The sequence below is a fragment of the Ruegeria sp. CF3 genome (assembly GCF_056537365.1).
Genome location: NZ_JBQFRK010000004.1, coordinates 14,920 through 36,028, shown reverse-complemented (window position 1 = coordinate 36,028; position 21,109 = coordinate 14,920). Strand labels below are relative to the sequence as shown.

Below are 21,109 nucleotides of genomic sequence, written 5' to 3'. Positions count from 1 at the left end.
CATTTCAGCAGGGTCAGGCGACTTCGAACAACGCTGCGGCCCCCATGCCTCCGCCAACACACATGGACGTAATCACGTATTTTACGCCACGGCGCCTCCCCTCAAGCAGAGCATGCCCGACTTGCCGCGCGCCCGTCATGCCATAGGGATGGCCGATCGAGATGGCACCGCCGTTCACATTATAGATTTCGGGATTGATCCCAAGATGGTCGCGGCAATAGAGAACCTGGCAGGCAAAGGCTTCGTTAAGCTCCCAAAGGCCGATGTCGCTCGTGCGGAGACCTGCCGTCTTCAGCAGCTTTGGAATGGCATAGATCGGGCCGACTCCCATCTCTTCCGGTGCGTTTCCAGCAACTGCCATACCGCGATAGACACCTAGCGGTGTCAGGCCCTGCTGCTCAGCCATTTTGCGGTCCATGAGCACACAAGCCGAGGCCCCGTCAGAAAGCTGGCTTGCGTTTCCGGCAGTGATCAGGCCTCCTTCGACGACCGGGTTCAATGCCCCGAGTGTTTCGGCCCTCGTGCCCGGCCGGTTGCCTTCGTCTTTTGACAAGGTCACCTCTTCCAGGGTTTCCTCTCCGGTTTCGCGGTTCTTGACGCGTTTGATCGCAGTGATCGCGACAATCTCGTCGTCAAAAACGCCAGTGGCCTGAGCCTGGGCCGTCCGGGCTTGCGACAGGGCGGCGTATTCATCCTGCGCTTCGCGGCTGATCCCATAGGTCCGCGCCACATTTTCCGCCGTCATCAGCATCGGCATGTAGGCATGCTCAGATCGGGCGATAACGTTTGGATCTTTCTCATCGCCAGCCCAATTCAGATAGGCATTCTGCAGGGCGGAAATATTCTCCTGCCCGCCAGCCACGGCGACGTTCTGACCATCCACGATGATCTGCTTTGCAGCCGTCGCTATGGCCATCAACCCGGAGGAGCATTGCCTGTCGATCGTCTGTCCTGCCACCGTATTGGGAAGGCCCGCAGCCAGCGTCGACAAACGAGCGACATTCATGCCTGCGGTTCCCGCAGTCAGGACCGATCCGATGACGACATCTTCGATCAAACCGGGGTCCACGCCTGCACGTTCAACCGCGTGCTGAATGGCGTGCCCCATCATGGTAGGGGATTTGATGTTGTTCAGCGCACCTTTGAAGGCCACCCCAATAGGGGTTCGTGCGGTTGAGACGATAACGGCTTCTCTCATGATTTTTCCTTTTTGGCATCAAAATGCGCGGCAAGTGTCACGCCCGAGGTTGCGAGTTCTTCCAACAAAGACGCAGGCGTGAACCACATCTCACCATAGGCGCCAAGCGACTGCCGATAGTGGTTCATGCGTTCCAGAATCTGGCTTAACCCAATCTCGTCGGCATAGTGCATTGGGCCGCCGCGCCAGTTCGGAAAGCCATAGCCATTAGTCCAGATCAGGTCGCAATCACCCGGGCGCGTTGCAATGCCCTCTTCAAGGATGAGAAAGCCCTCGTTGATCAGGGGAAACAGACACCGTTCAAGGGTTTCCTGATCGTCAATGTCCCTGCGCTTCACACCATGCAGGTCCGCCAAATGGGCACTGATTTGAACTATCTCAGGGTCTTCGACCCGTGTCCGCCCCTCGTAGACATAGCTTCCTCGCCCGGTTTTCTGACCCAGTCGGCCCAGTTCAAACAACCTGTCCTGCACAGCCTGGTATGTCGGGTCATGCGCGATTTCACTACGCCGCTCCTGACGCACGCGGGCGCCCACATCGACTCCCGCCAGATCTGCCATCGCATGAATGCCCATGGCCATGCCGAAGCCTTCAAGGACGTCATCCACCTGTTTCGGCGTCGCCCCCTCTAGAAGCAGACGGGATCCTTCGCGGAAGTATGGTTCCAGCATCCGGTTTCCAACAAAGCCGTAGCACACGCCAACCGTTACAGGGAGCTTTCGGATCTTCTTTGCTACCGTGATTGCCGTTGCAATGACGTCCGCAGCGGTCTTGGCGCCCCGCACCACCTCTAGCAAGCGCATGATGTTCGCCGGGCTGAAGAAATGGAGACCAATCACATCCTCCGGGCGTGACGTGACTGCGGCGATTTCATCAAGATCCAACGTCGATGTGTTTGAGGTCAGTATCGCGCCAGGTTTGGCGTGCTGGTCCAACGCTTCGAAAATCTGGCGTTTGACATTCATGCTCTCAAACGCCGCTTCAATGATCAGGTCGGCCTCTGTAAGGTCGCCGTAGTTGAGCGTTCCTGTGGCGTTGGCGGCGATTGCCTCTGCCCGATCGGCACTGAGCCGGCCTTTTTGGGCCGCGCGTTGGAAATGCTCCCTGACCTGATCCAGCCCCTGTTCCAGCGCAGTTTGTGTGGTTTCCAGAAGCGTGACCGGATACCCCGCCTGCAGAAAGGCGATGGCAATGCCGCGCCCCATTGTTCCTGCGCCGATCACGGCGACCGATGAAATGTCACGTGGTCGGTCAGCACGAGTAACGCCCGGAACCTTGGTGCATTCACGCTCTGCAAAGAACAGATGCCGCCCGGCGCGCGATTGAGGTGTGTCTAGCAGTTCGGCAAAACCTGCCTTCTCTTGTGCCAACCCCTCGACCAGCGGCAATTCGCACGCGGCCTCGATGGATACCAAGCATCGTTCAGGGGCGACGAGGTTTTTGGACTTTGGTACTATCTGGTCTCGGAATCGCGTCAGAAAACCCTTTGGATCAGGGTGTGTGACGGTCATATCCGCGCAACTGCGTTTCGGATCGCCCTCATGGCTGACACGGGTGGCGAAACCCAAAACATGCGCGCGAAAATCCTGGTTGTTTTCAAACAGTGCGTCGACCAACCCGCAAGACAGGGCATATTCGCCTTTCACGGGATCACCCGAAAGGATCATTTGCGTTGCCGCTTCCAGCCCGGCAGTCCGTGGCAGCCTTTGGGTGCCCCCGGCGCCTGGCAGCAGCCCCAGCTTGATCTCGGGCAGCCCCATCAATGCATCCGGCGTGGCGACACGGTAATCACAGGCAAGCGCGATCTCCAGCGCACCACCCATAGCGGGGCCTGCAATCGCGGCGATAATGGGTTTTTTGCTGGTTTCAATCGTTACACACAGGTCTGGCAGGTCCGGTTTGTCCCAAACTGCCCCGGTTCGGAACTCGACGATGTCAGCGCCGCCGCAAAAGAGCGGCAGAGCCGAGCATAGAACGATAGCTTGGACCTGTTCATCGGCGTCCAACTCGTGGATGGCCGAGGAAAGCGCCTGCCGCATCTTCAGGCCAAGGGCGTTCACCGGTGGGGCATTCAGCTCAATGAAAGCGACACCCTCAGTGTGTTTAATGGAAATCATGTTCGGAAACCTCAATTGGACTGTTTGGCAAGATCCTGTTCGACCTCTGCCCAGTCGTCGAAATGGATTACATTGCAGGGTGAATGCACGTTCTCGAGCCAGACAAAGACCGAGATGAACGGTTGATCATAGACCCGGGTGGCGTGGGGATCGCCCGCCGCATTCCAGATAAGTGATCCAGCCGGATAATCCTGCCAATCGCGAGTGCCAAACCGCCAACCCGATTTTTCGGACAGGTTCAGATAAAGCTCTGGCGCGTCGTGGTTGTGGTCGCGATACAGCGTCCGTGGACCCAGCATGAAAATGCCAAGGTTGAAATCGGGATGGTGATGTCCACATGCGTCTGGCCCAATCAGCAGAGTATGTAGGTTACACTTTGTGTATCCCTCGCCCAATTCGGCACCAGGGGGATAGAATTGGGCGTTGTCTTCGCGCCAGATCAGATCATCCTTCGCCGCTTTCAGACAACCTGCGATTTCCTGCAATTCGGGGGCGACAACCCCGTCGATGGCGTTCTTCAGAACCTCATCATGCCGGGTTCCTTGGGAGGGTAAGTCAATGAGCCTCTCGTCAGACAGGTCCATGGTTGCCAGCTTGTCCAACGTCAGATCGACGCCGGGCGTGACGGCTCTATGAGCCTGCAGATAGGTGACAATGGACCCGATAAGCGCCTGAATACGGTGTTGTTTGTCTGTCATGATTTTAAGTCCGAGCGCGTTGAAATATCTTGCCGCACGAGTTTCTTGTCGAGCTTGCCGACGCTGGTTTTAGGAAGGCGGTCGACAAAGATTAATTCGTCCGGAACTGCCCATTTTGATATCTCACCTGCGTCGACACGCGACTGGATTTCTTCCACAACGCTCTGGCGTACAAGATCCGGGTCGGCATCCTTTGCGACTTGAGCGACTAACACTGGCCGTTCGCCCCACTTCGCGTGCGGCAGTCCGATCGCGGCGACGTCCTCGATACCACCACAAGACGATGCTATGTTTTCCAGTGCCAGTGATGAAATCCACTCGCCGCCGGTCTTGATCACGTCCTTGAGGCGGTCAGTGATTTGCAACGACCCATTCTCGCGGATACACCCAACATCCCCGGTATGCAGATACCCACCATCCCAAAGTTCATCTGAGGCTTGCGCGTTGTCCAGATAGCCTTGTGTCAACCAGGGAGCCCGAGCAACAACTTCGCCGGTTGTTTCGCCGTCATGCGGGACGTTTTTCATATCCGGTGTCACAACACGAAGGTCGACAAGCGGGCCGGGAAAGCCGGTTTGCGCCTGCACCCCTGGATCATTGCTGGACAAATCGGTCACCGTCAGAAACGGACAGGTCTCGGACATCCCATAGGCCGCATGCAATGATATGCCCGCCGCCGCCGCCCGGTCCTGCAGATTGCGCGGCATAGCGGCCCCGCCAATGATGACCTTCCATTGGCTTAGGTCAGTTTGCGGGCAGCCCGGATGGTCGAGCACCATTGACAGAACCGTGGGCACGCAGTGGGAAAAGGTGACGTTTTCGTCTGCAATCAATCGCAAGATTGTGTCAGGGTCATATCGACCGGGATAGACCTGACGCAGCCCCAGCATCGTTGCGGCATATGGAAATCCCCAGCCGTGGACGTGAAACAAGGGCGTCAGCGGCATGTAAACGTCGCCGCGATGAAATCCGGCATTTCCGGGCCACGCACCGAAGCCGGCAATCAGGCCCAACGTGTGAAGGACCAACTGCCGGTGTGAATAGCTCACCCCCTTGGGATTGCCGGTGGTCCCGGTTGTGTAAAACAAGGTTGCCGTTTGGTTTTCATCGAAGTCTGGGAAGTCAAAGCTGCCTGGGGCCTTACCTATCCACTCTTCATACCCTTCACCGTCTCCAATCGGTACAACGATGATGTCCCGATCAAAGCCCGATTTGATACCCTCAATGAGCGGCATGAAATCGCGATGCACGATGATCAGGTCCGGTTTGCCGTGGTTGATCGTATATAGTACTTGCGCAGGAGACAGCCGCACGTTGATCGTGAAAAGGGTTGCGCCCATCATCGGGACCGCAAAAAAACATTCAAGATAGCGGTGCGTATCCCAATCCATGACACCGACGCGCATGCCCTCATGTATCCCGCTGGCCTTTAGAGAATTGGCAAGTTGGCGCACGCGTTTGCCCAACTCCGCGTAGCTCAGCCGCATTTCGGTGCCGCTGACGATCTCTTGGCTGGCTGACGAGAGCTGGGATCCGGCCAGCAAGTGTTTGATCAGCAACGGATAGCCATATGCATTTGGCGATGGTGAAAGTGGTGGCATGACGGTGGAATCCCATAACATTTCTATCTGCTAATCTGGCATTTCTCACCCAGTCGAAGAATTGAAAGAAATTTCCTTTCATCAAGAAATTCTAACCGATAACATCGCACCGCGAATTGCGTGCTACCCCCTGACAGGTTATGAAAAACAGTATCAAAACCCTGCTAAATTCGCGCCGGTCGTCGGATAACTCTGCTTGAGGGTAAGCGATTGATTTCATCGAGGAGATGCTGCAATGACCACCCACATGCCCACGCTGGTTTCACTGCGCGCTTTTGAGGCGGTGGCGCGTCACAAAAGTTTCCGAAAGGCCGCGGACGAGATTTGTGTGACGCATGCGGCAGTCAGCCACCAAGTCAAAGCACTGGAAACATCAATCGGCGTTAAACTACTGGAACGCACAAGCCGTTCGGTCGAGCTAACACCGGCTGGCGAGCAGTATTACCCGCCAGTACGCGAACACATTCAGGGAATCATCAAAGCCACACGGCGCATCCAGACACCTGAAGAACCGGACGTGTTGCTCGTTCAGTCCTACGCAAGTTTCAATACAATGTGGTTACAGCCCAGATTGGCTGAATTTCTTCAGGATAATCCAGACACACGCGTGCGCATAGTCTCTACCTTTGAAGACGGTGATTATGACATGCACCGGTTCGATGTGGGCGTGTTCAATGCACCACCATTTGACAAACGTTTTGACTATAGCCCGTTGTTCGAAACCGATATCTACCCGGTATGTGCTCCGGAGGCCTTGAAAACGGCAAGCGGTGGAATGCCGCTGGAAGAGCTAAAAAATTTCCTGTTGCTGAGTGTCCCAAACACATGGAATGAGCCGGATGACTGGGACTGCTGGTTGGATGCGGCGGGCTTAGATCGCGAAACGATGAAATTTGGCTCTGTTTTCGACAATTACCCGCTTGTCCGTGAGGCTGTTCTAAATAATCACGGTATCAGCGTCGCAAGGGCACCGTTTTGCGCGCGTGATCTTGAGAGGGGGCGTCTGGTTAGACCCTTCGACATTTCAGTACCCGAGCCAGGCCGCTGGTATTTGGCGACGCAAAAAGAGCGTGCACCCAACCCCAAGCTCGATACATTTATCGACTGGCTGTTCGAACAGATCGAGGCCGACCCAACCATGCGGCTATTTCGGGCCTGATCTGTTGAATTCCAGCTCTGCCGTCAGCGCGCGTCAGGACTGACGCGCACCGGCCTCGGATGCGACGCGAGGGACAAGAGCGCGCACCAGTTCGGTCATATCCAGTGTGCCGACCGTCTGCCCCCCATCTTTGACAAGATAGGCGTGTGACGTATCCCCGCCGGACCGCGCGATCATGCTTTCGAGCGTGTCGTTCACGTCCACTTCGCCATGGGCTTCTCTTGGCACGTTGCCGCCGACAAGCGGGGTCATGATCGAGCGGACCCGCAGAACCCGTGCGCGGTTGATGTCACTCACGAAGTCTTCGATGTAAGGATCGTTGGGGTTCAGCAGGATATGCTGCGGCTCACCCTGCTGCACGACAAAGCCGTCCTTCAGGATCACAAGGTGATCGGCCAGCTTCAACGCCTCATCTAGATCGTGAGTGATGAAGATGATGGTCTTGTGCAGCTCTTTTTGCAGCTCGAGCAGCAGGTCCTGCATGTCGGTTCGGATCAGTGGGTCAAGAGCCGAGAAAGCCTCGTCCATCAGCATGATCGGTGTGTTCGCGGTCAGCGCCCGGGCAATGCCCACACGCTGTTGCATCCCACCGGACAATTGCGCTGGATAATGGTTCTCGAACCCGCTCAGACCCACGCGATCCAGCCACTTGGCGGCTTCCTTATCGCAATCAGCCTCAGACTCGCCACGTACCGACAAGGGCATGCCTGCGTTCTTCAGCACGGTCTTGTGCGGCAAAAGTGCGAATTTCTGGAACACCATCGACATCGTTTCCTGACGGGCATGGCGCAGCCCGTCCTCTGAAAGGCCCATCACGTCCTCACCCTGCACGATGATCTCGCCTGCAGTGGGTTCGATCAACCGGTTCAGGTGGCGGATCAGCGTGGATTTTCCCGAACCCGACAGGCCCATGACCACTGTGATTTCGCCGGCCTGCATATCGACGTTGATGTTGTTGAGGCCCAGAACATGTTTGTGCTGCGCTAGCAGCTCTTCCTTGCCCATGCCACGCTGGACATGGTGCAACACGTCCTTGTCGCTGGAACCGAAGATCTTGTAGAGCCCGCGCAGGCTGACCATTGGTTGTGTCATCGAACCGGCTCCTTAATGCTTGACTTGGGTTTTATCGACCCGTGTGAGAGCCGCTTTGGACACGCGATCAAGGATCACGGCCAGCAGCACGATGCCGATGCCAGCGACGATGCCCACACCCAGTTCAAGGTTTCGGATTCCGCGCAACACGTTCACGCCAAGGCCTGGGGCCGAAACAAGAGAGGCGATCACGACCATGGCAAGGCTCATCATGATGGTCTGGTTGATCCCGGCCATGATGTTCGGCAGCGCCAGCGGCAATTGTACTCGCATCAATTTCTGGCGGTCATTCATGCCAAAGGCATTGGCCGCCTCGATCACGTCCCGATCCACGAGCCGAATGCCCAAATCTGTCAGGCGGATCACTGGAACAATCGCGTAAAGGATGATCGCAATCCCGTAGAGTTTGGACTCCGTGACCGAGAACAAGAAAATCAGAGGGATCAGGTACACGAAGGTCGGCAGCGTTTGCAGCAGGTCGAGTAACGGAACGACGCTTTTTTGCAACCGGTCGGATTTCGACATGGCAATTCCAATGGGCACACCGAACAGCACCGATATTGTCGTACATACAAAGATGATCGACAGGGTCTGCATCGCCACATCGTAGTGGTCTACGACGGCCAGTAGCATAATCGAGACGGCGACGAAGATCGTCACAGGACGCGAACGCGACGCGTACCAGGAAATCGCCACCAGAAGCGGAACCATGATGAACCACGGCGTCGCTTCAAACAGCCAAAGTGCGCCATCCAGCATCCAGCTCAATGGTTGTGTGATCGGGTCTAGAACAGTTTTCAGGACCGGTTTGGCTGCCAGAAACCCTTCTTCGATCCCGTTGGTTACATCGCGCGACTGCCATATGCGGTTGCAGCTTTCATGCAGATTATCAAACGAGGGAATTGGAATGAGCGACCCAGAGGCCTCTTCTCCTCCTGCTTGCGCCGCAAGCTCCGCCAGCGAAAGAGGCGCTTTATCGTCTGACGTGCCACACCATTCGCTCAAACCCAATACGCTAAATAACTTGTCATAGAAGGCCATTATCTACACTTTCCGATCTTCTTCAGTACGTTAGGGGCATCACTGAGGATGCCCCTTTCCGTGCAGATTACTGCAGCAATGCGGAAAGTTTGTCGCGCGCAGCATTGTTAAGCCACGCCCCCCAGACATCCTTGTAGGTCGTCAGAAAGTGCACCGCACCTTCATCGTAGGAGGCATTGTTGTCCTCGACCCATGCCAGCGTTTCGCCCATCTGTGCGTTGGTGAAGGACAGATTTGTCATCAGCTCAGACACTGCTGCGTTTTCGGCCATGAATTCCTTGGAGAGAACTGTAACCACTTCGCTGCGAGGGAAGGCGCTCATTGCTGGCGTCCCGCATTCCGCTGTGATGTTGCAGGCATGCTTTTCAGGGTCATGGGGGCCCATATCGACCAGAGTCATCGGGTATTTACCCAGTACTGAAGTCGGCGCCCAATAAAAGCCGAACCATGGCTCTTTGTTTTCGTAGGCGGCAGCGATCGAAGCGGCAAGGGTTTCGCCTGATCCATGCACGAAGTTTTCAATGCCTGCATCAATCAGCCCGCCTGCCTTCATCAGGTTGGTGCTGACATTCAGACAAGTCCATCCCTCGGGGCAGTTGTGAAATCGATTTCCGACGAGTTCGGGGTTGGCTGCGATGCCTTCAATTGTTGCCAGTTCCGGATGCTCCTCCACAAGGTAGTTCGGAACAAAGAACCCTTCGACACCGCCATCTGATAGAACTTCGGTCACAGGAATGATCGCACCTGAGTCAACCAGCCCTTGGTAAGCCGGCGCGCCGTTTGTCCAGATTTCAGTCAGAATATCGGGCTCTCCGGTCTCGGATACGGATGCCAGCGCGGGGTTGCTCGAGAGCGGCATTGCGGTGACGTCGCACCCGTAACCTTGCTCCATCAGGAACTTCGCAACCGCTGTGACGATCTGCGCAGACCCCCAGTCGCCTTGCATGATAGATACTTCGCCGCATTCGTCCGCTTGGGCCGCCGAGGCGGTAATTGCCGCAGCAAATACACACCCGAGTCCCGTTGAAATCTTGAACATTTCTTTCCTCCTTGTTGTCGGCGAAACAGGGACGGAGAAACGCTCCAAGCCAAAATTCGCCTTGTTTGTAGCAATGATTTGTACCGACAGGCCTATGAGCAAAGAACTGAAAAGAATTTTGAATCATGTACAATTGTTTACAGGTGGAGAGATGAAGCCAGGTTCGAATTTAATGACCTTCGCTCCAACGATAGCATCTCAGATGTGTATCCCTAGGTGGCATATGCGTGTGAATTTTTGACTCTTTTCAAAAGGGCCCTGTACGCCCGAAGTGGGTCAGAAACGGCAAGATTTTATTGGAGAGGTGTTGCTCGTTTTATGCGGTCGATTGTAGCGACGCCGACGTTGAAATGTCGAGCGATGGCGCGGATGGATTGGCCTTCCTGTAGCATGGTTCTGACCTGATCTTGCTGGTGCGGGGTAAGCTTGGACTTTCGACCGAACTTCACACCACGTTTTTTGGCTGATGTCCGGCCTTCGTCGGTTCGTTCATTGATGAGATTTCGCTCCAGCTCAGAAAGTCCTGCAAATACAGTCAGTAAGAACTTCCCCATGGAGCTTGTTGTATCGGCCCAGGGTTCACGTATCGAACGGAAGGACGCTTCGACGGCCTCTATCTTTTGGGTAATGACGAAGAGATCATGAGTAGATCTGGCCAGCCGGTCGAGGCTTGTGACCAGGAGCGTATCACCTGGCTTGATCTGCTTCAGCATCTTCTCGAGCTGCGGGCGGCGACGATCAAAGCCGGTCAGTTTTTCCTGGAATACCTTGTCACACCCCTCAGCCTGAAGGTGCTCAATCTGGCTTTCCAGGTTCTGTCCGGTGGTGGAAACACGTGCATAGCCGATCAGCATGGTTTTACGCCTGTTTTTCGGGTATAGATACGGAACGGAGTTACGGATTCTGCAAGGTGTTGATTTCGCGCCCGGAAAATATCGTTCCGTTTGTTATAAGTTTCGGAACAGATCATGCCGCCACCGGCATGTCGTTCAGGGGCAGGCGCGTGCTCATATCGAGATCAAAGACACCGTATGGATTGATGTGGCTGTGTGGCAGCGGGTTCAGTGCCGCCATGTCGCGGGTGGTCATTTTCTTGCGCCAGCCCTGATCCGCAAGGACATCCTGGATCATGAGCGTATTCACATAGACCATGCTGGCCTGCAGTAAATGCAGCGACAGAACCGATATCTCCTGGTCGTCGCGCCGGTTGGATACCAGCTCATTACCGTTGCCGTAGAAGATGAAGTCGTTCACCCCGTTCCATCGTTCAATCACATTGAGGCCGGAGTTGATTTCGCGCCGCAAATCCTTGTCGCCAAGATATTTGCACAAAAAGATCGTCTTGGCTGCTTTGCCGAGTTCCAGAAGCGCCGCAAACACCGGGTGGCTTTGGCCGCGGATGAAACGGCGCAGAATGGCCTCTGGTTCCGCGGTTCGCTGTTTCAGGGCTGTCGCCAGTTTGATCATCTCATCATAATGCTGAGCGATCAGATCCCAATTGATCGGTTTGGGCACAAAAAGCGGCTCAAGATTAGGATAGGTGCGTTCGGATTTTGGAAGAGCCCGTACCAGCTTTTGACGCGCTATTCCTTTAAACCGGGGCATGAGCTCAAACCCCAGCAAATAGCAGAAAGCAAAACCGACAACGCTCTGGCCGTGGGTATCAACGAACTGGCGATCAATCTCCAAATCGGTCCCGTGATGCAAAACGCCTTCGATCATCGACGCCACTTCTGAGGAAGATACCTGCTTGAGCTGCGAATGGATGCAAGTCGCCTTCGCATCGACGTGCCAGTAGATCATGACGCCGCGCCCGCCATAGCGCTGATGCCACTCGGTCATCAGGTTCTGATCCCAGGACCCGAGCTGGGTAGAATCTGACGCACAACTGCTGCTGCCATCGCCCCAGATGTCTGTGGCGCGGATACGGTTTGTGGCATCGGCAATGGCACGGGTTGCCGCGCGCAGTGCATTTTTGTGTATGAACCGTTGCCGAATATAGAGCAGCTCTTTGTAGGTCACATTGTGCGGCCCGGCAGCGATAGCCTTTAGCCCGATATTGGTGCCGATCCCATAAAGCGCCAGTAGAAGCCTGCGGGATACCTCATCGCCGGACAGGGCTTGTCGCGCGGCCGCCGTGGGGAAAGACTTGGTGAAGCCGATGCGCAGATCAACCTCCTTGAGCACATCCAACAGGCTGGTCATGGGCCATCGGCGGGTCAATTCCTCCTTCAGTGTATCCAGCATGGCCGGATCATCCTGGGCCTGCAGTGGTTTGAGCGATATCCGGGTTTTACCGACCCGCGACTTCAGCGCCACGTTTTTGTTCGAAGGCAAATCGCGGTTGAACACATCCAGGGCGGTGATGAGATCACCCTTGAGGCGTTCGGCGAAATGACTCGCTTCCAATGGCTGTCCAATGTCCTGGAAGTATTGCTCTTTATTGTCATCAAAATCCTGTGGCAGATCCTGGTCAGGATTGCAGTATCTGGCCGCACCTTCAATCCATACCTCCTTGGTGCGCAGACGCTCCCTCAGGCTTTGAAGGACACAAATCTCATAGTTGAGGCGGTTGAGGCGGGATTGCCCGCCGGGTCCGGGTTCAATGACAATATCCCGCCACTTGGGTCTGACAACACCGTCAAGCGGTACCTCATCGAGAGAAAAGTATTGCGGTTTCCTGCTTGTATCTGCGGCCAAGACCTCAATGGCATCCAAAAGCGGGCGCCAGTTCTGATTGTTTGACCTGAAGGTGAGCGTCTTGAGGATCACGGGAAGAATGCGCCGGTAATGCTGCGCATAGGATCGGCGTATCTTGCGATGCACACGATACGAAAATGACGGGTTCTCCGAACGATATTCGTTCGCCAGATCGCTGATGGTCTTCTGGCTGACCACTGGGAAAATCACATCGCACACGCGACCGGTCGGTTCAGCTTCTGCCGCAAGCGCCATCTTGAACAGCAGCGTCGTCTTACCCTCGACCTTGCGAAACTCGGCCACAAGCTCCTTGATGACCTTGGTTTCCGCACGGGCCGATATCTTGTGGGTGATGCTGATCAGAAGATCACTGAGTTCGTCGGCCAAATCAGCAGCGCGGGGAATAAGAAAACAGCATAGCAACGCATATCGCGTCTCATCCGGGTGCCGGCGCATGTCCCACGCATCTTCTGTGCCCGCCCGCAACCGAAACCGTTCAACAAGATCCGGATGCACATCCGCCAGGATGGACTGATCCAAACCGACTGCACGAACGGTTTCCAGGCGTGTCACCGTTCTGAGCACATTTTCCACGCTGGCTGCACCGGAACTGCGTGACACTTCGGCAAAGGGAGAAAGGCCATCCGCCGTCTCAAGCAGGGCATCAAGGCGCGCCCGATGGTCATCGGAAAGTCTCCCTGCGATCCTGGTAAACAGAATGCGCTCAAACCGGCGCTCTGCCTTCGCCATCAGATTTGCCCGGGCTTTGGTCCTGGGGCGGATCATTCGCATGGCCAAGAACCATTCTGTGACGGCAGCATCCGATGTCGCCTCATTCGGGGCGGTCGGCAAAACGGTCTCGACCAGCCAGTCCAGGAAAACCGCGCGGGCCTCCTTGTCAAAGTGCTGGATGTCGAGAAACGCAACTACCTGGCGTCGGTAAAAGCGAGCCGTTCTCTTCGGAACAACCGGAAGCCCATTGTCATCGGCGCTACCAATCTGCGACGCCAAAAACTCAAGTACCTGCGCAGAGACAAAATCCAACGACGTGGGAAACTGCGCGTGAAGTTGAAAATACTTGAGATAATAGCAAAACGTCAGACGCCGCGGCTCAGACATGCCCTTCAACAGGCCAAGTTCCGCGTCACTCACAATCCAACGCTCCCTCAGCTCCTCATCGGACCAAATCTGTTGCATGCACATTCCAATTCAAGTCAATACCGGAATATACTTACGGAACACCACCCAATGTCAATAGCTCAAACCAAACTCTGAAATCTTGCCGTTTTTACCCCACTTCGTGCGTACAGGGCCAAAGACATGAAATCCTCCCTTTTTTACACATGTAAATAATTGCGTGAGCGTGGCGGTGAGTCAAGAAATCTTTTACACATGTAAAACAATGCCGATCCGTCAATGCTGGCGCAAGATTCAGGCCGACTCGCGAATCTTGAGCGTGGCCTCCCTGAAGATCGAAACCGGTGCATCCGTGCGCTCGCCCCGGATGCGCTCTGCCAGCACGCGCACGGCATCTTCACCAATTCCGGTGATGTCCTGCGCGGCCGTTGTGATGGCGGGGTACATGTATTGGCTGAGCGGATGATCATCGTGCCCCGCAATTCGAAGCCCGCCCGCGGCATTCGGGTGGTTGGCAAACAAACCGTGCTTGTTTGCCGCGCGGATCGCCCCGATCGCAATGCGGTCATTGGCGCAAAGGATGGTATCCGACAGATGCTTCTGGCGGCTGAAGGCCTGATCCATCACGCCAAGGCCGTAAGCCTCGAATTCCCACGAGTCGGGCGCACCTTCCGTATTCATAAGCCTAGGCTCAAAGCCAAGTGCGCGCATCTTTTCAGAATAAGCGTTTTCGCGTTCCATCGCGTTGGAGTTGAGTTTTGGCATTCCCAGGAACAACGGAGCGCTCCCCGTGCGAGACAGGTATTCCACAATAGATGCAATGCTTTGTGTGTTATCTGTTCCCACGAAATCGGCGCCTTCAATCCGTTCGGCGGGACGCGAGTCGGTGAAGACGATCGGGAAATCTGCTTGCGCAATCCGCAGCGCCTCGGTCGAGCTTTCCAAGCCCAATGGCGCGATGATCGCCCCATCGGCATTCATCGACCGCAGCCGCGCAAGCGCCTGGATTTCGCCTTCGGCCTCGCCGTCCGAGCTTTGCGTGATCACTGTGAAACCGACAGAGCGGGCGGCGCTTTCTATTGCCTTCAGAAGGCTCGTGAAAAACAGGTCGTTGTAGTAAGGAATGATAACGCCCACCAGGCCCGACCGTTTTCTGTTCTGACGGGTGGCAATGAAGTTATAGACATAGTCAACCTCTTCCAGTTTTTCCCTGATCTTCTGCGACGTGCTGGCACGGACAGACGAAGGATCCTGAAAGTAGCGGGACAATGTCGGGCGCGAAATGCCGATGGCTTCCGACAACTCTTTCATTGTGCCGATCTTTCTCTTACTCTTAGCCATCTGCCGAACGCCTTTCTGTGCCAGCCTGCATCGAGACTCATAATCGAGCAGGGCCTTCAGTTCAACTTTGACACATGTAAAAAAAATGTCTACACACTTCCTCCAAACAGGAGAGAACCCGTGTCGGACAACCGGACAATTGTGGCCATAGGCGAAATCCTCGTCGAGTTTGTATCGCATCGGAGGAATTGTGCTCTGGAGCAGATTGCCGACTACTCCGGCCCTTATCCCAGTGGTGCGCCCGCGATCTTTCTGGATCAGGTCGCCCGTATGGGCGCACGCACCGAAATGATCGGGGGCGTCGGTGCTGACGGGTTCGGGCGCAGCGTGCTGCGAAGGCTCGAAACCGACGGCGTCGGCGTTGATGGCATACATATCTCGCAAGACAACAGCACCGGTGTCGCCTTCGTTTCCTACTATGACAGTGGCGACCGTGATTTCATCTTCCATCTGTCTGGAACTGCGGCTGATACCTTCGAGGTCCCTGCGTTTCCAGATCCTGCCGGAACCGTCCTGCATGTATCGGCATCTTCGCTTGGCGTCGCTTCGATGCGCGACAAGATACTGAGCACCGTGCGCAGCGTGTCGGACGCAGGCGGCTGGATCACATGCGATCCGAATGCACGTCCCGAACTGATGCGCGATAGCGCGGCCTTGGACGCCGTCCGCGAGGTCATGGACCGCAGCTATTGCCTTCTTCCCAGCACAAGCGATCTTCAATTCCTGTACCCCGATCTTGACGAAGACGCCGCCGTCCAACAGCTGCTCGACGCAAAGGCCGAAGTGATTGCAATCAAACGCGGCGCCAAAGGGGCGACGATCGTTGGCCAAGGAGAACGGCACGACTTCCAGGGACATGCCGTGGATGAAATCGATCCGACAGGCGCGGGCGACGGATTCTGCGGCACCTTTGTCGCCCTTCTGGCGCAAGGTGCGTCGCTTTTCGAGGCAGGCCAACACGCCAATGCCGCCGGTGCCATTGCGGTGACGCGCCGTGGTCCGATGGAGGGCAACTCCACCCCTGCCGAGATCGCCGATTTCCTTGACAGCGCAACACAAACGGAGCGGCGCGCATGAGCCTTGTCCACGATCTGATCGCCAGAAACCGGGACGGCGAGCCTGTCGGCCTGCCCTGTTTTTGCACCGCGAATGAACATGTGCTGCGCGCGGTTCTTTCCTATGCAGCCAGAACAGGCCTGCCCACGGTGATCGAAGCAACCTGCAATCAGGTCAATCAGGAGGGCGGCTATACCGGCATGACGCCGCAGGATTTCATAGTCTGGCTTGGCGGAATGGCGGATGAGGCTGGTGTGCCCATGGATCAGCTCGTTCTCGGTGGCGATCACCTTGGTCCCAATCCGTGGCGGTCTGAGCCGCTCGATCAAGCCATGGAAAAGGCACGCGAGCTGGTCAAACTATATGTCGAAGCTGGTTTCACGAAAATCCACCTGGATGCCAGCATGGCGTGCGGTGGAGAGCCGAACCCCAGATTCGAACAAATCGCCGAGCGGGCCGCCGACCTATGCGCGGTGGCCGAGGCACATGCGCCCGACCCCAACAGACTGATCTATGTTGTCGGAACCGAGGTCCCCGTTCCCGGCGGCGAAAGCGAGGAGCCTGACGCGCTCGACGTCACCTCGGTGGCGCGTTTCGAGAACACCATCCAGACGCACCGCGATGCCTGGACCGCCCGAGGATTGGACGCCGCCTGGTCACGTATCGTTTCTGTCGTAACACAACCCGGCGTGGATTTCGGGCATACGTCGATCTATCCCTTTCAACCGGAAAAGGCCAAACCTCTGGCGGCTGCAATCCTGTCCCAGGACGGCCTGACGTTCGAGGCGCATTCGACGGATTACCAATCGACCCAAGCTCTGTCTGATCTGGTCAGAAACCACTTCTTTTTCCTGAAAGTCGGCCCCGAACTGACCTTCCGTTTCCGGGAGGCTGTCTGGGCTCTTGCGGGCATCGAAGACCAGATCGAACCGGAACGCCAATTGAGCATCCGCGATGTCTTGCTTGAACGAATGAATGCGCAACCGGAGTTCTGGCGGGACTATTACAGCGGCACCGGTCAGGCTTTGGAGACGCTGAAAATCTTCAGTTACAGTGATCGTATTCGCTACTACTGGACCGACCAAGCTGTCGACGCGGCGCTGACATCCTTGTTGGAGTCTCTCGAAATGCAGCCTCTGCCGGAAACGCTTGTGTCCCAAGCGTTCATGGGGTTGGAGTTTGGTGAAATGCCAACCGATCCTACGACCCTGATCGAACGCCACACACAACGTTGCATCGCCCGCTATTTCGAGGCCGCCGGTCAATCTCTCCTTTGTTGAAGATGGCCCGCCCGCATGTATCGGCAGGCTTGCCGGATCTTGCGCCGATGAATGACCGCAATCGGGAAATCCTCTGAAATGCAACAAAAGGCGTGCCGCGCCCGCGAGAGGTTTCTGCGTCAGCGAAGGCTGCGTGTGCACAAGGCGGCTTCGTCCCGCGATCTGTAAATTCGAATGGCTAAGATTTTTGCAGCGCGGCGAAAGTCCGGTCTAACGGGCTGCCTGCGCAGCATCATGACCGGTCGATCAATGGCAGCTCTGGGCCGTCCTCATCGTCGTGATCTAGGCCTTCCAATGAGATGCTGCGGTTGTTCCGATGACGGCAACGAGCCCATTTTGATCGATGCTGCGCTTTGCATGAATGTCTGCTCTGTTCCGGGTGCGGCCAAAACGTGACAAAATCAAAGATGGCTTTGCCAAGGGTTTGTGGCACAAGATCTTTCAAGGATTTTGACACAATCGACCCGCGTGACAAAAACGACCGTTTTTGGCATGGTTTCTGATAGCGGACGTTAGCTCAGCCGCAGCGAATTCACACTTCGTCCGCGCCTTCCCCTTTCACTTGGCGGAACTGAATGTCCGGGCTACGCCGAAAGCCGCCGAATGCATCCGCAGCGCCTATGCTGAGAGGCAATGGCCGGTTGGGGCTCTTTTTGACCAGTCGGTGCGAGCCGCAGAGAATGGCGGCAGCGAGCCGAGGCTGTGTGGAAACTCTTTTGGTTTTTCCGTGCGTGCGTTTTTCAAAAAAATTGGCAGGTTTTCTTTTTTTGGGTCATTTTGGCGTTCATTACACGGTGGGTGGGCGGCAACAGCGTTCTCATCGGGTTTCTCAGGGTGCCATTTGATCTAAATTCCCTGGCTTAGGCTGGAATTGCTTTCAGCAACCCCTGTACTCCGACCAGAGAGATCATCCGTTTGATGTTATAGGCAAGGACATGAAAGGCCATTTCGGTGCGCACGTTCTTGAGCCTTCGCATCCGGAAATGCGTCGCGCCCATCCAGGCTTTGATTGTGCCGAATGGGTGCTCGACAGTTGAGCGACGCTGTTTCATCAAAGCAGGTTTGCTGCTCATACGGTCTTGCATCTCGTCGACCAGATGCTCGTACTCCCAGCGACTGATCCGGCGCTCTCTGCCAGTTGTGCAACGCGATTTTAAAGGACAATTCAGACAGGCATTGGTCCAGTATCTCCGTATTGTTAGGCCACCCTCCTGGGTCGTGTAGCGGTATGTCAGCGCCTCATCCGCCGGACATCGGTACACATCTGCGCCCGCGTCATATGCAAAGTCAGCCTTCACATACCGTCCCTTCTTGCGGTTGCCGGATGTTTCAGGTCTGGGGAGGGTCGTGGTAATCCCATCCTCATGACAGGCCAGAATTTCCCGACCGCTAAAGTATCCTTTATCCGCGACTACATCCATTTTATCGCGCCCGAGAGCGGCCTTCGCCGCCTTGGCCATCGGGGACAGCTGATCGCGGTCATGCCCGGCATTGATCACGTCATGTGAGACAATCAAGTGGGTCTCAGTATCCACCGCGGACTGGGCATTGTAGCCGACAAAACCACTCCCCCTAGCGCTGGTAGCCATGGAACGGCTGTCAGGATCGGTCAGAGAAATCTGGCTGTCTGAGCTCTGATTAAGCGCTTCGCGCATATCAACCAGGCGCGCGATCTCCTGCCGGATACGCTCGCAGCGTTGTGCCAGGTTGGCTATCTTCTCGGCCCGAACCTCACCCTCTTCCTGGCGATCGATCCGGATCATATCGTCAAGATAACGCTGAATGCTGGCGATCAGATGGCCTGTACGGCTGGCGATTTTGCCTTTGGTGAAGTTCTTGTCTCGATTGTTGTCCGCCTTGAACTTGGAGCCATCAATGGCAACACAATCCCCCTTCAGTACCCCGATCCGACGACATAGTTCGACGAACTGCGCACAAGTCCGTCGAATGGCGGGACCGTTATCGCGCCGAAAATCGGCGATTGTCTTATGGTCCGGGGCCAGTCGCCCCGTCAGCCACATCACCTCGACATTACGACCAGCCTCCCGCTCCAGCGCGCGACTGGAGGGCACGCGGTTCAAATAGCCGTAGATGAACAACTTCAGCAAGACAGATGGGTGATAGCCCGGACGCCCTGTCCGCGCCGGCGCCGTCCGCTGGAAACCTATCTCCTCAAGATCAATCTCCTCCACAAAGAGATCAATCACGCGGACCGGATTGTCTTCACCGATCCAATCCTCAAGTCGGTCCGGAAAAAGCGTCGCCTGGCTGCGCTCCGCGCTCTCAATATATCCCGACATGCCTGCCCCCCAGTCTTTGACCAAAAGCATACATCATTCGGAGTTTCCACACAGCCTCAGCCCATTTCTACCAATGCCGCGTGAAGTAGCAACGGCTGGTTTTTTTCGGTGTAGATGGTGAACATCGGTGAACAACCACATGTGTTCAGTTCATTTTGACAGACACAATGGACGATGTGGGGAAATGGTCATCCAGCAATTCCATGGTGGCTACCGCGCAATCCGTTCAGGCGACCAAAATACATCCGCCTAGATCCGGGACTGGGAGCAACCTGAAGGCTAGGTTTCTTACAAACTTGGTAGATGAACCTCCTCTCAGCGGAACCATCGACCGAGGTCATTGGTCATGTCTGCCAACCAAACTTTCCCAGACAGCTTCGAGAGCGTCGGACACTTCTTGATTTCGGCGAACGACACTGATGTTCCACAGGATCTGGCCGGCCATGTTGATCTCCTGCAACTGGCCCGAGGTGAGGCGTTCGGCAAAGTTTTCCTGCATCCCACCGCAGACATGATTGCTGTCTTCGAGCAGATTGAGCAACAAAGCGTAGTCGTCGCACTCGATCGCCGGGATACCCTCAATCAGGTTCTTCGCAGCCTCATCATCTCCCAAAGTCTTGGCAATGGTGTTGCGCCAGTGGCGGTGCAGGAAAGGCGACAGGAGCGGGAAACGCAGGATATCCGGCAATCCATAGGGCCCACCGCACAGCAGAGGGTGGCCCGCCGCTGCAACAAAGATGACAGGCTTTTTTTCGACGACCCGAACTTCAATGCCGTCGACCAGGGGCGTATGCGTCAGGTCTCCGACGAAGAGATCGATATCGCCCCGCTTAAGGGCAAGCATCGGCTCGAAAGTCGCCCGAACTAAGACTTTGAAACGAAGGCCGGGGAACTGGCGGGCCGCTTCGCGCAGGGCCGGTGCGATTAGCGTCTGCGTTGTCAGGGGACCGCAGGCGATCCTTAAGAGGCCGCCTTGTGTCCCCTCCTGAATCTGGTGTGTTGCCTGGTCGAAGCGCGCAATCGCCTCTTGCAGGTCCTGCGCGTGCCGAATGAAAGCCGCACCCGAACCAGTCGGTCGGACGGAGGTGCGCCCACGGATGAATAGTCGGAAGCCCGCATAGTCCTCGGCCGCCTTGATGTGACGGGAAAAGGCGGCTGGAGACATGTTCAACAGGGTCGCTGCCTCTTGGAAACTCTCGCATTCCATGAGGGTGATTACTGCGGACAGGGCCTTGTGGTTGAGCATCGCGCCGCTTTCACAGTTGCACTATTCGCAACCATGATACCAATTTCCGGAAGTTTGCACATCGCCTATCGCTCCGTTAACCGGCGAGCTTCAAATTGGGTCCG

15 protein-coding genes are annotated in these 21,109 nt (G+C 56.0%); 3 read left to right on the top strand and 12 right to left on the bottom strand.

The features are described 5' to 3' along the window. Positions 1-13: 13 nt before the first annotated feature. The 4 genes from ACR0KC_RS14600 to ACR0KC_RS14585 are packed head-to-tail and all read right to left on the bottom strand — an operon-like array spanning position 14 to position 5,635. Positions 14-1,198, bottom strand: a complete 1,185-nt coding sequence (locus tag ACR0KC_RS14600) for an acetyl-CoA C-acyltransferase (RefSeq protein ID WP_170512743.1) — start codon at positions 1,196-1,198, stop codon at positions 14-16. Beyond that, on the bottom strand, positions 1,195-3,315 hold the full coding sequence (locus ACR0KC_RS14595; RefSeq protein ID WP_480791269.1) for a 3-hydroxyacyl-CoA dehydrogenase NAD-binding domain-containing protein: 2,121 nt from the start codon (positions 3,313-3,315) through the stop codon (positions 1,195-1,197). Before ACR0KC_RS14595 ends, ACR0KC_RS14600 begins: the two co-directional genes overlap by 4 nt. Before the next feature lie 11 nt (positions 3,316-3,326). Further along, complete coding sequence (locus ACR0KC_RS14590; RefSeq protein WP_170512739.1) at positions 3,327-4,013, bottom strand: dimethylsulfonioproprionate lyase family protein; 687 nt, start codon at positions 4,011-4,013, stop codon at positions 3,327-3,329. Further along, on the bottom strand, positions 4,010-5,635 hold the full coding sequence (locus tag ACR0KC_RS14585; RefSeq protein ID WP_480796345.1) for a fatty acid--CoA ligase: 1,626 nt from the start codon (positions 5,633-5,635) through the stop codon (positions 4,010-4,012). Before ACR0KC_RS14585 ends, ACR0KC_RS14590 begins: the two co-directional genes overlap by 4 nt. Before the next feature lie 214 nt (positions 5,636-5,849). Here ACR0KC_RS14585 and ACR0KC_RS14580 point away from each other — a divergent pair, with 214 nt between their 5' ends. Next, a complete protein-coding gene (locus tag ACR0KC_RS14580) occupies positions 5,850-6,773 on the top strand; it encodes a LysR substrate-binding domain-containing protein (RefSeq protein ID WP_170512735.1) in 924 nt (307 codons plus the stop codon). A 33-nt stretch (positions 6,774-6,806) separates the two neighbouring features. Here the strand turns inward: ACR0KC_RS14580 and ACR0KC_RS14575 are convergent, their stop codons facing one another. From ACR0KC_RS14575 to ACR0KC_RS14550, 6 genes are all read right to left on the bottom strand, one after another. Further along, positions 6,807-7,865 (bottom strand): ATP-binding cassette domain-containing protein, encoded by a 1,059-nt coding sequence (locus tag ACR0KC_RS14575; RefSeq protein WP_170512733.1) that lies wholly within the window; start codon positions 7,863-7,865, stop codon positions 6,807-6,809. 12 nt (positions 7,866-7,877) lie between these two features. Then, positions 7,878-8,906, bottom strand: coding sequence for an ABC transporter permease subunit (locus ACR0KC_RS14570; RefSeq protein ID WP_170512731.1), 1,029 nt, complete (start codon positions 8,904-8,906; stop codon positions 7,878-7,880). 67 nt (positions 8,907-8,973) lie between these two features. Then, a complete protein-coding gene (locus ACR0KC_RS14565) occupies positions 8,974-9,945 on the bottom strand; it encodes an ABC transporter substrate-binding protein (RefSeq protein WP_170512729.1) in 972 nt (323 codons plus the stop codon). A 293-nt stretch (positions 9,946-10,238) separates the two neighbouring features. Beyond that, positions 10,239-10,799 (bottom strand): recombinase family protein, encoded by a 561-nt coding sequence (locus tag ACR0KC_RS14560; RefSeq protein ID WP_480791270.1) that lies wholly within the window; start codon positions 10,797-10,799, stop codon positions 10,239-10,241. Between the two features lie 112 nt (positions 10,800-10,911). Continuing rightward, positions 10,912-13,842: a Tn3 family transposase gene (locus ACR0KC_RS14555; protein ID WP_480791271.1), complete on the bottom strand. Its 2,931-nt coding sequence runs from the start codon at positions 13,840-13,842 to the stop codon at positions 10,912-10,914. A gap of 234 nt (positions 13,843-14,076) precedes the next feature. After that, entirely contained in the window at positions 14,077-15,123 is a 1,047-nt protein-coding gene (locus ACR0KC_RS14550; RefSeq protein WP_480791272.1) for a LacI family DNA-binding transcriptional regulator, read from the bottom strand. A 120-nt stretch (positions 15,124-15,243) separates the two neighbouring features. Between ACR0KC_RS14550 and ACR0KC_RS14545 the strand changes: the two genes are divergently transcribed. Together ACR0KC_RS14545 and ACR0KC_RS14540 are read left to right on the top strand one after the other, a co-directional pair. Further along, a complete protein-coding gene (locus ACR0KC_RS14545) occupies positions 15,244-16,200 on the top strand; it encodes a carbohydrate kinase family protein (protein ID WP_480791273.1) in 957 nt (318 codons plus the stop codon). After that, complete coding sequence (locus tag ACR0KC_RS14540) at positions 16,197-17,459, top strand: class II D-tagatose-bisphosphate aldolase non-catalytic subunit (protein ID WP_480791274.1); 1,263 nt, start codon at positions 16,197-16,199, stop codon at positions 17,457-17,459. The genes ACR0KC_RS14545 and ACR0KC_RS14540 overlap by 4 nt, the downstream gene beginning before the upstream one ends. Positions 17,460-18,319: 860 nt before the next feature. On the opposite strand, the gene ACR0KC_RS14535 is transcribed toward ACR0KC_RS14540, so the two are convergent. Continuing rightward, the gene (locus ACR0KC_RS14535; protein ID WP_480791275.1) at positions 18,320-19,759 is read right to left on the bottom strand and encodes an IS1182 family transposase; all 1,440 of its coding nucleotides are present in this window, start codon (positions 19,757-19,759) and stop codon (positions 18,320-18,322) included. Between the two features lie 337 nt (positions 19,760-20,096). Then, positions 20,097-21,005 carry a LysR family transcriptional regulator gene (locus tag ACR0KC_RS14530; protein WP_480791276.1) on the bottom strand — a complete coding sequence of 303 codons (909 nt, stop codon included), beginning with the start codon at positions 21,003-21,005 and terminating at the stop codon, positions 20,097-20,099. Positions 21,006-21,109: the final 104 nt, after the last annotated feature.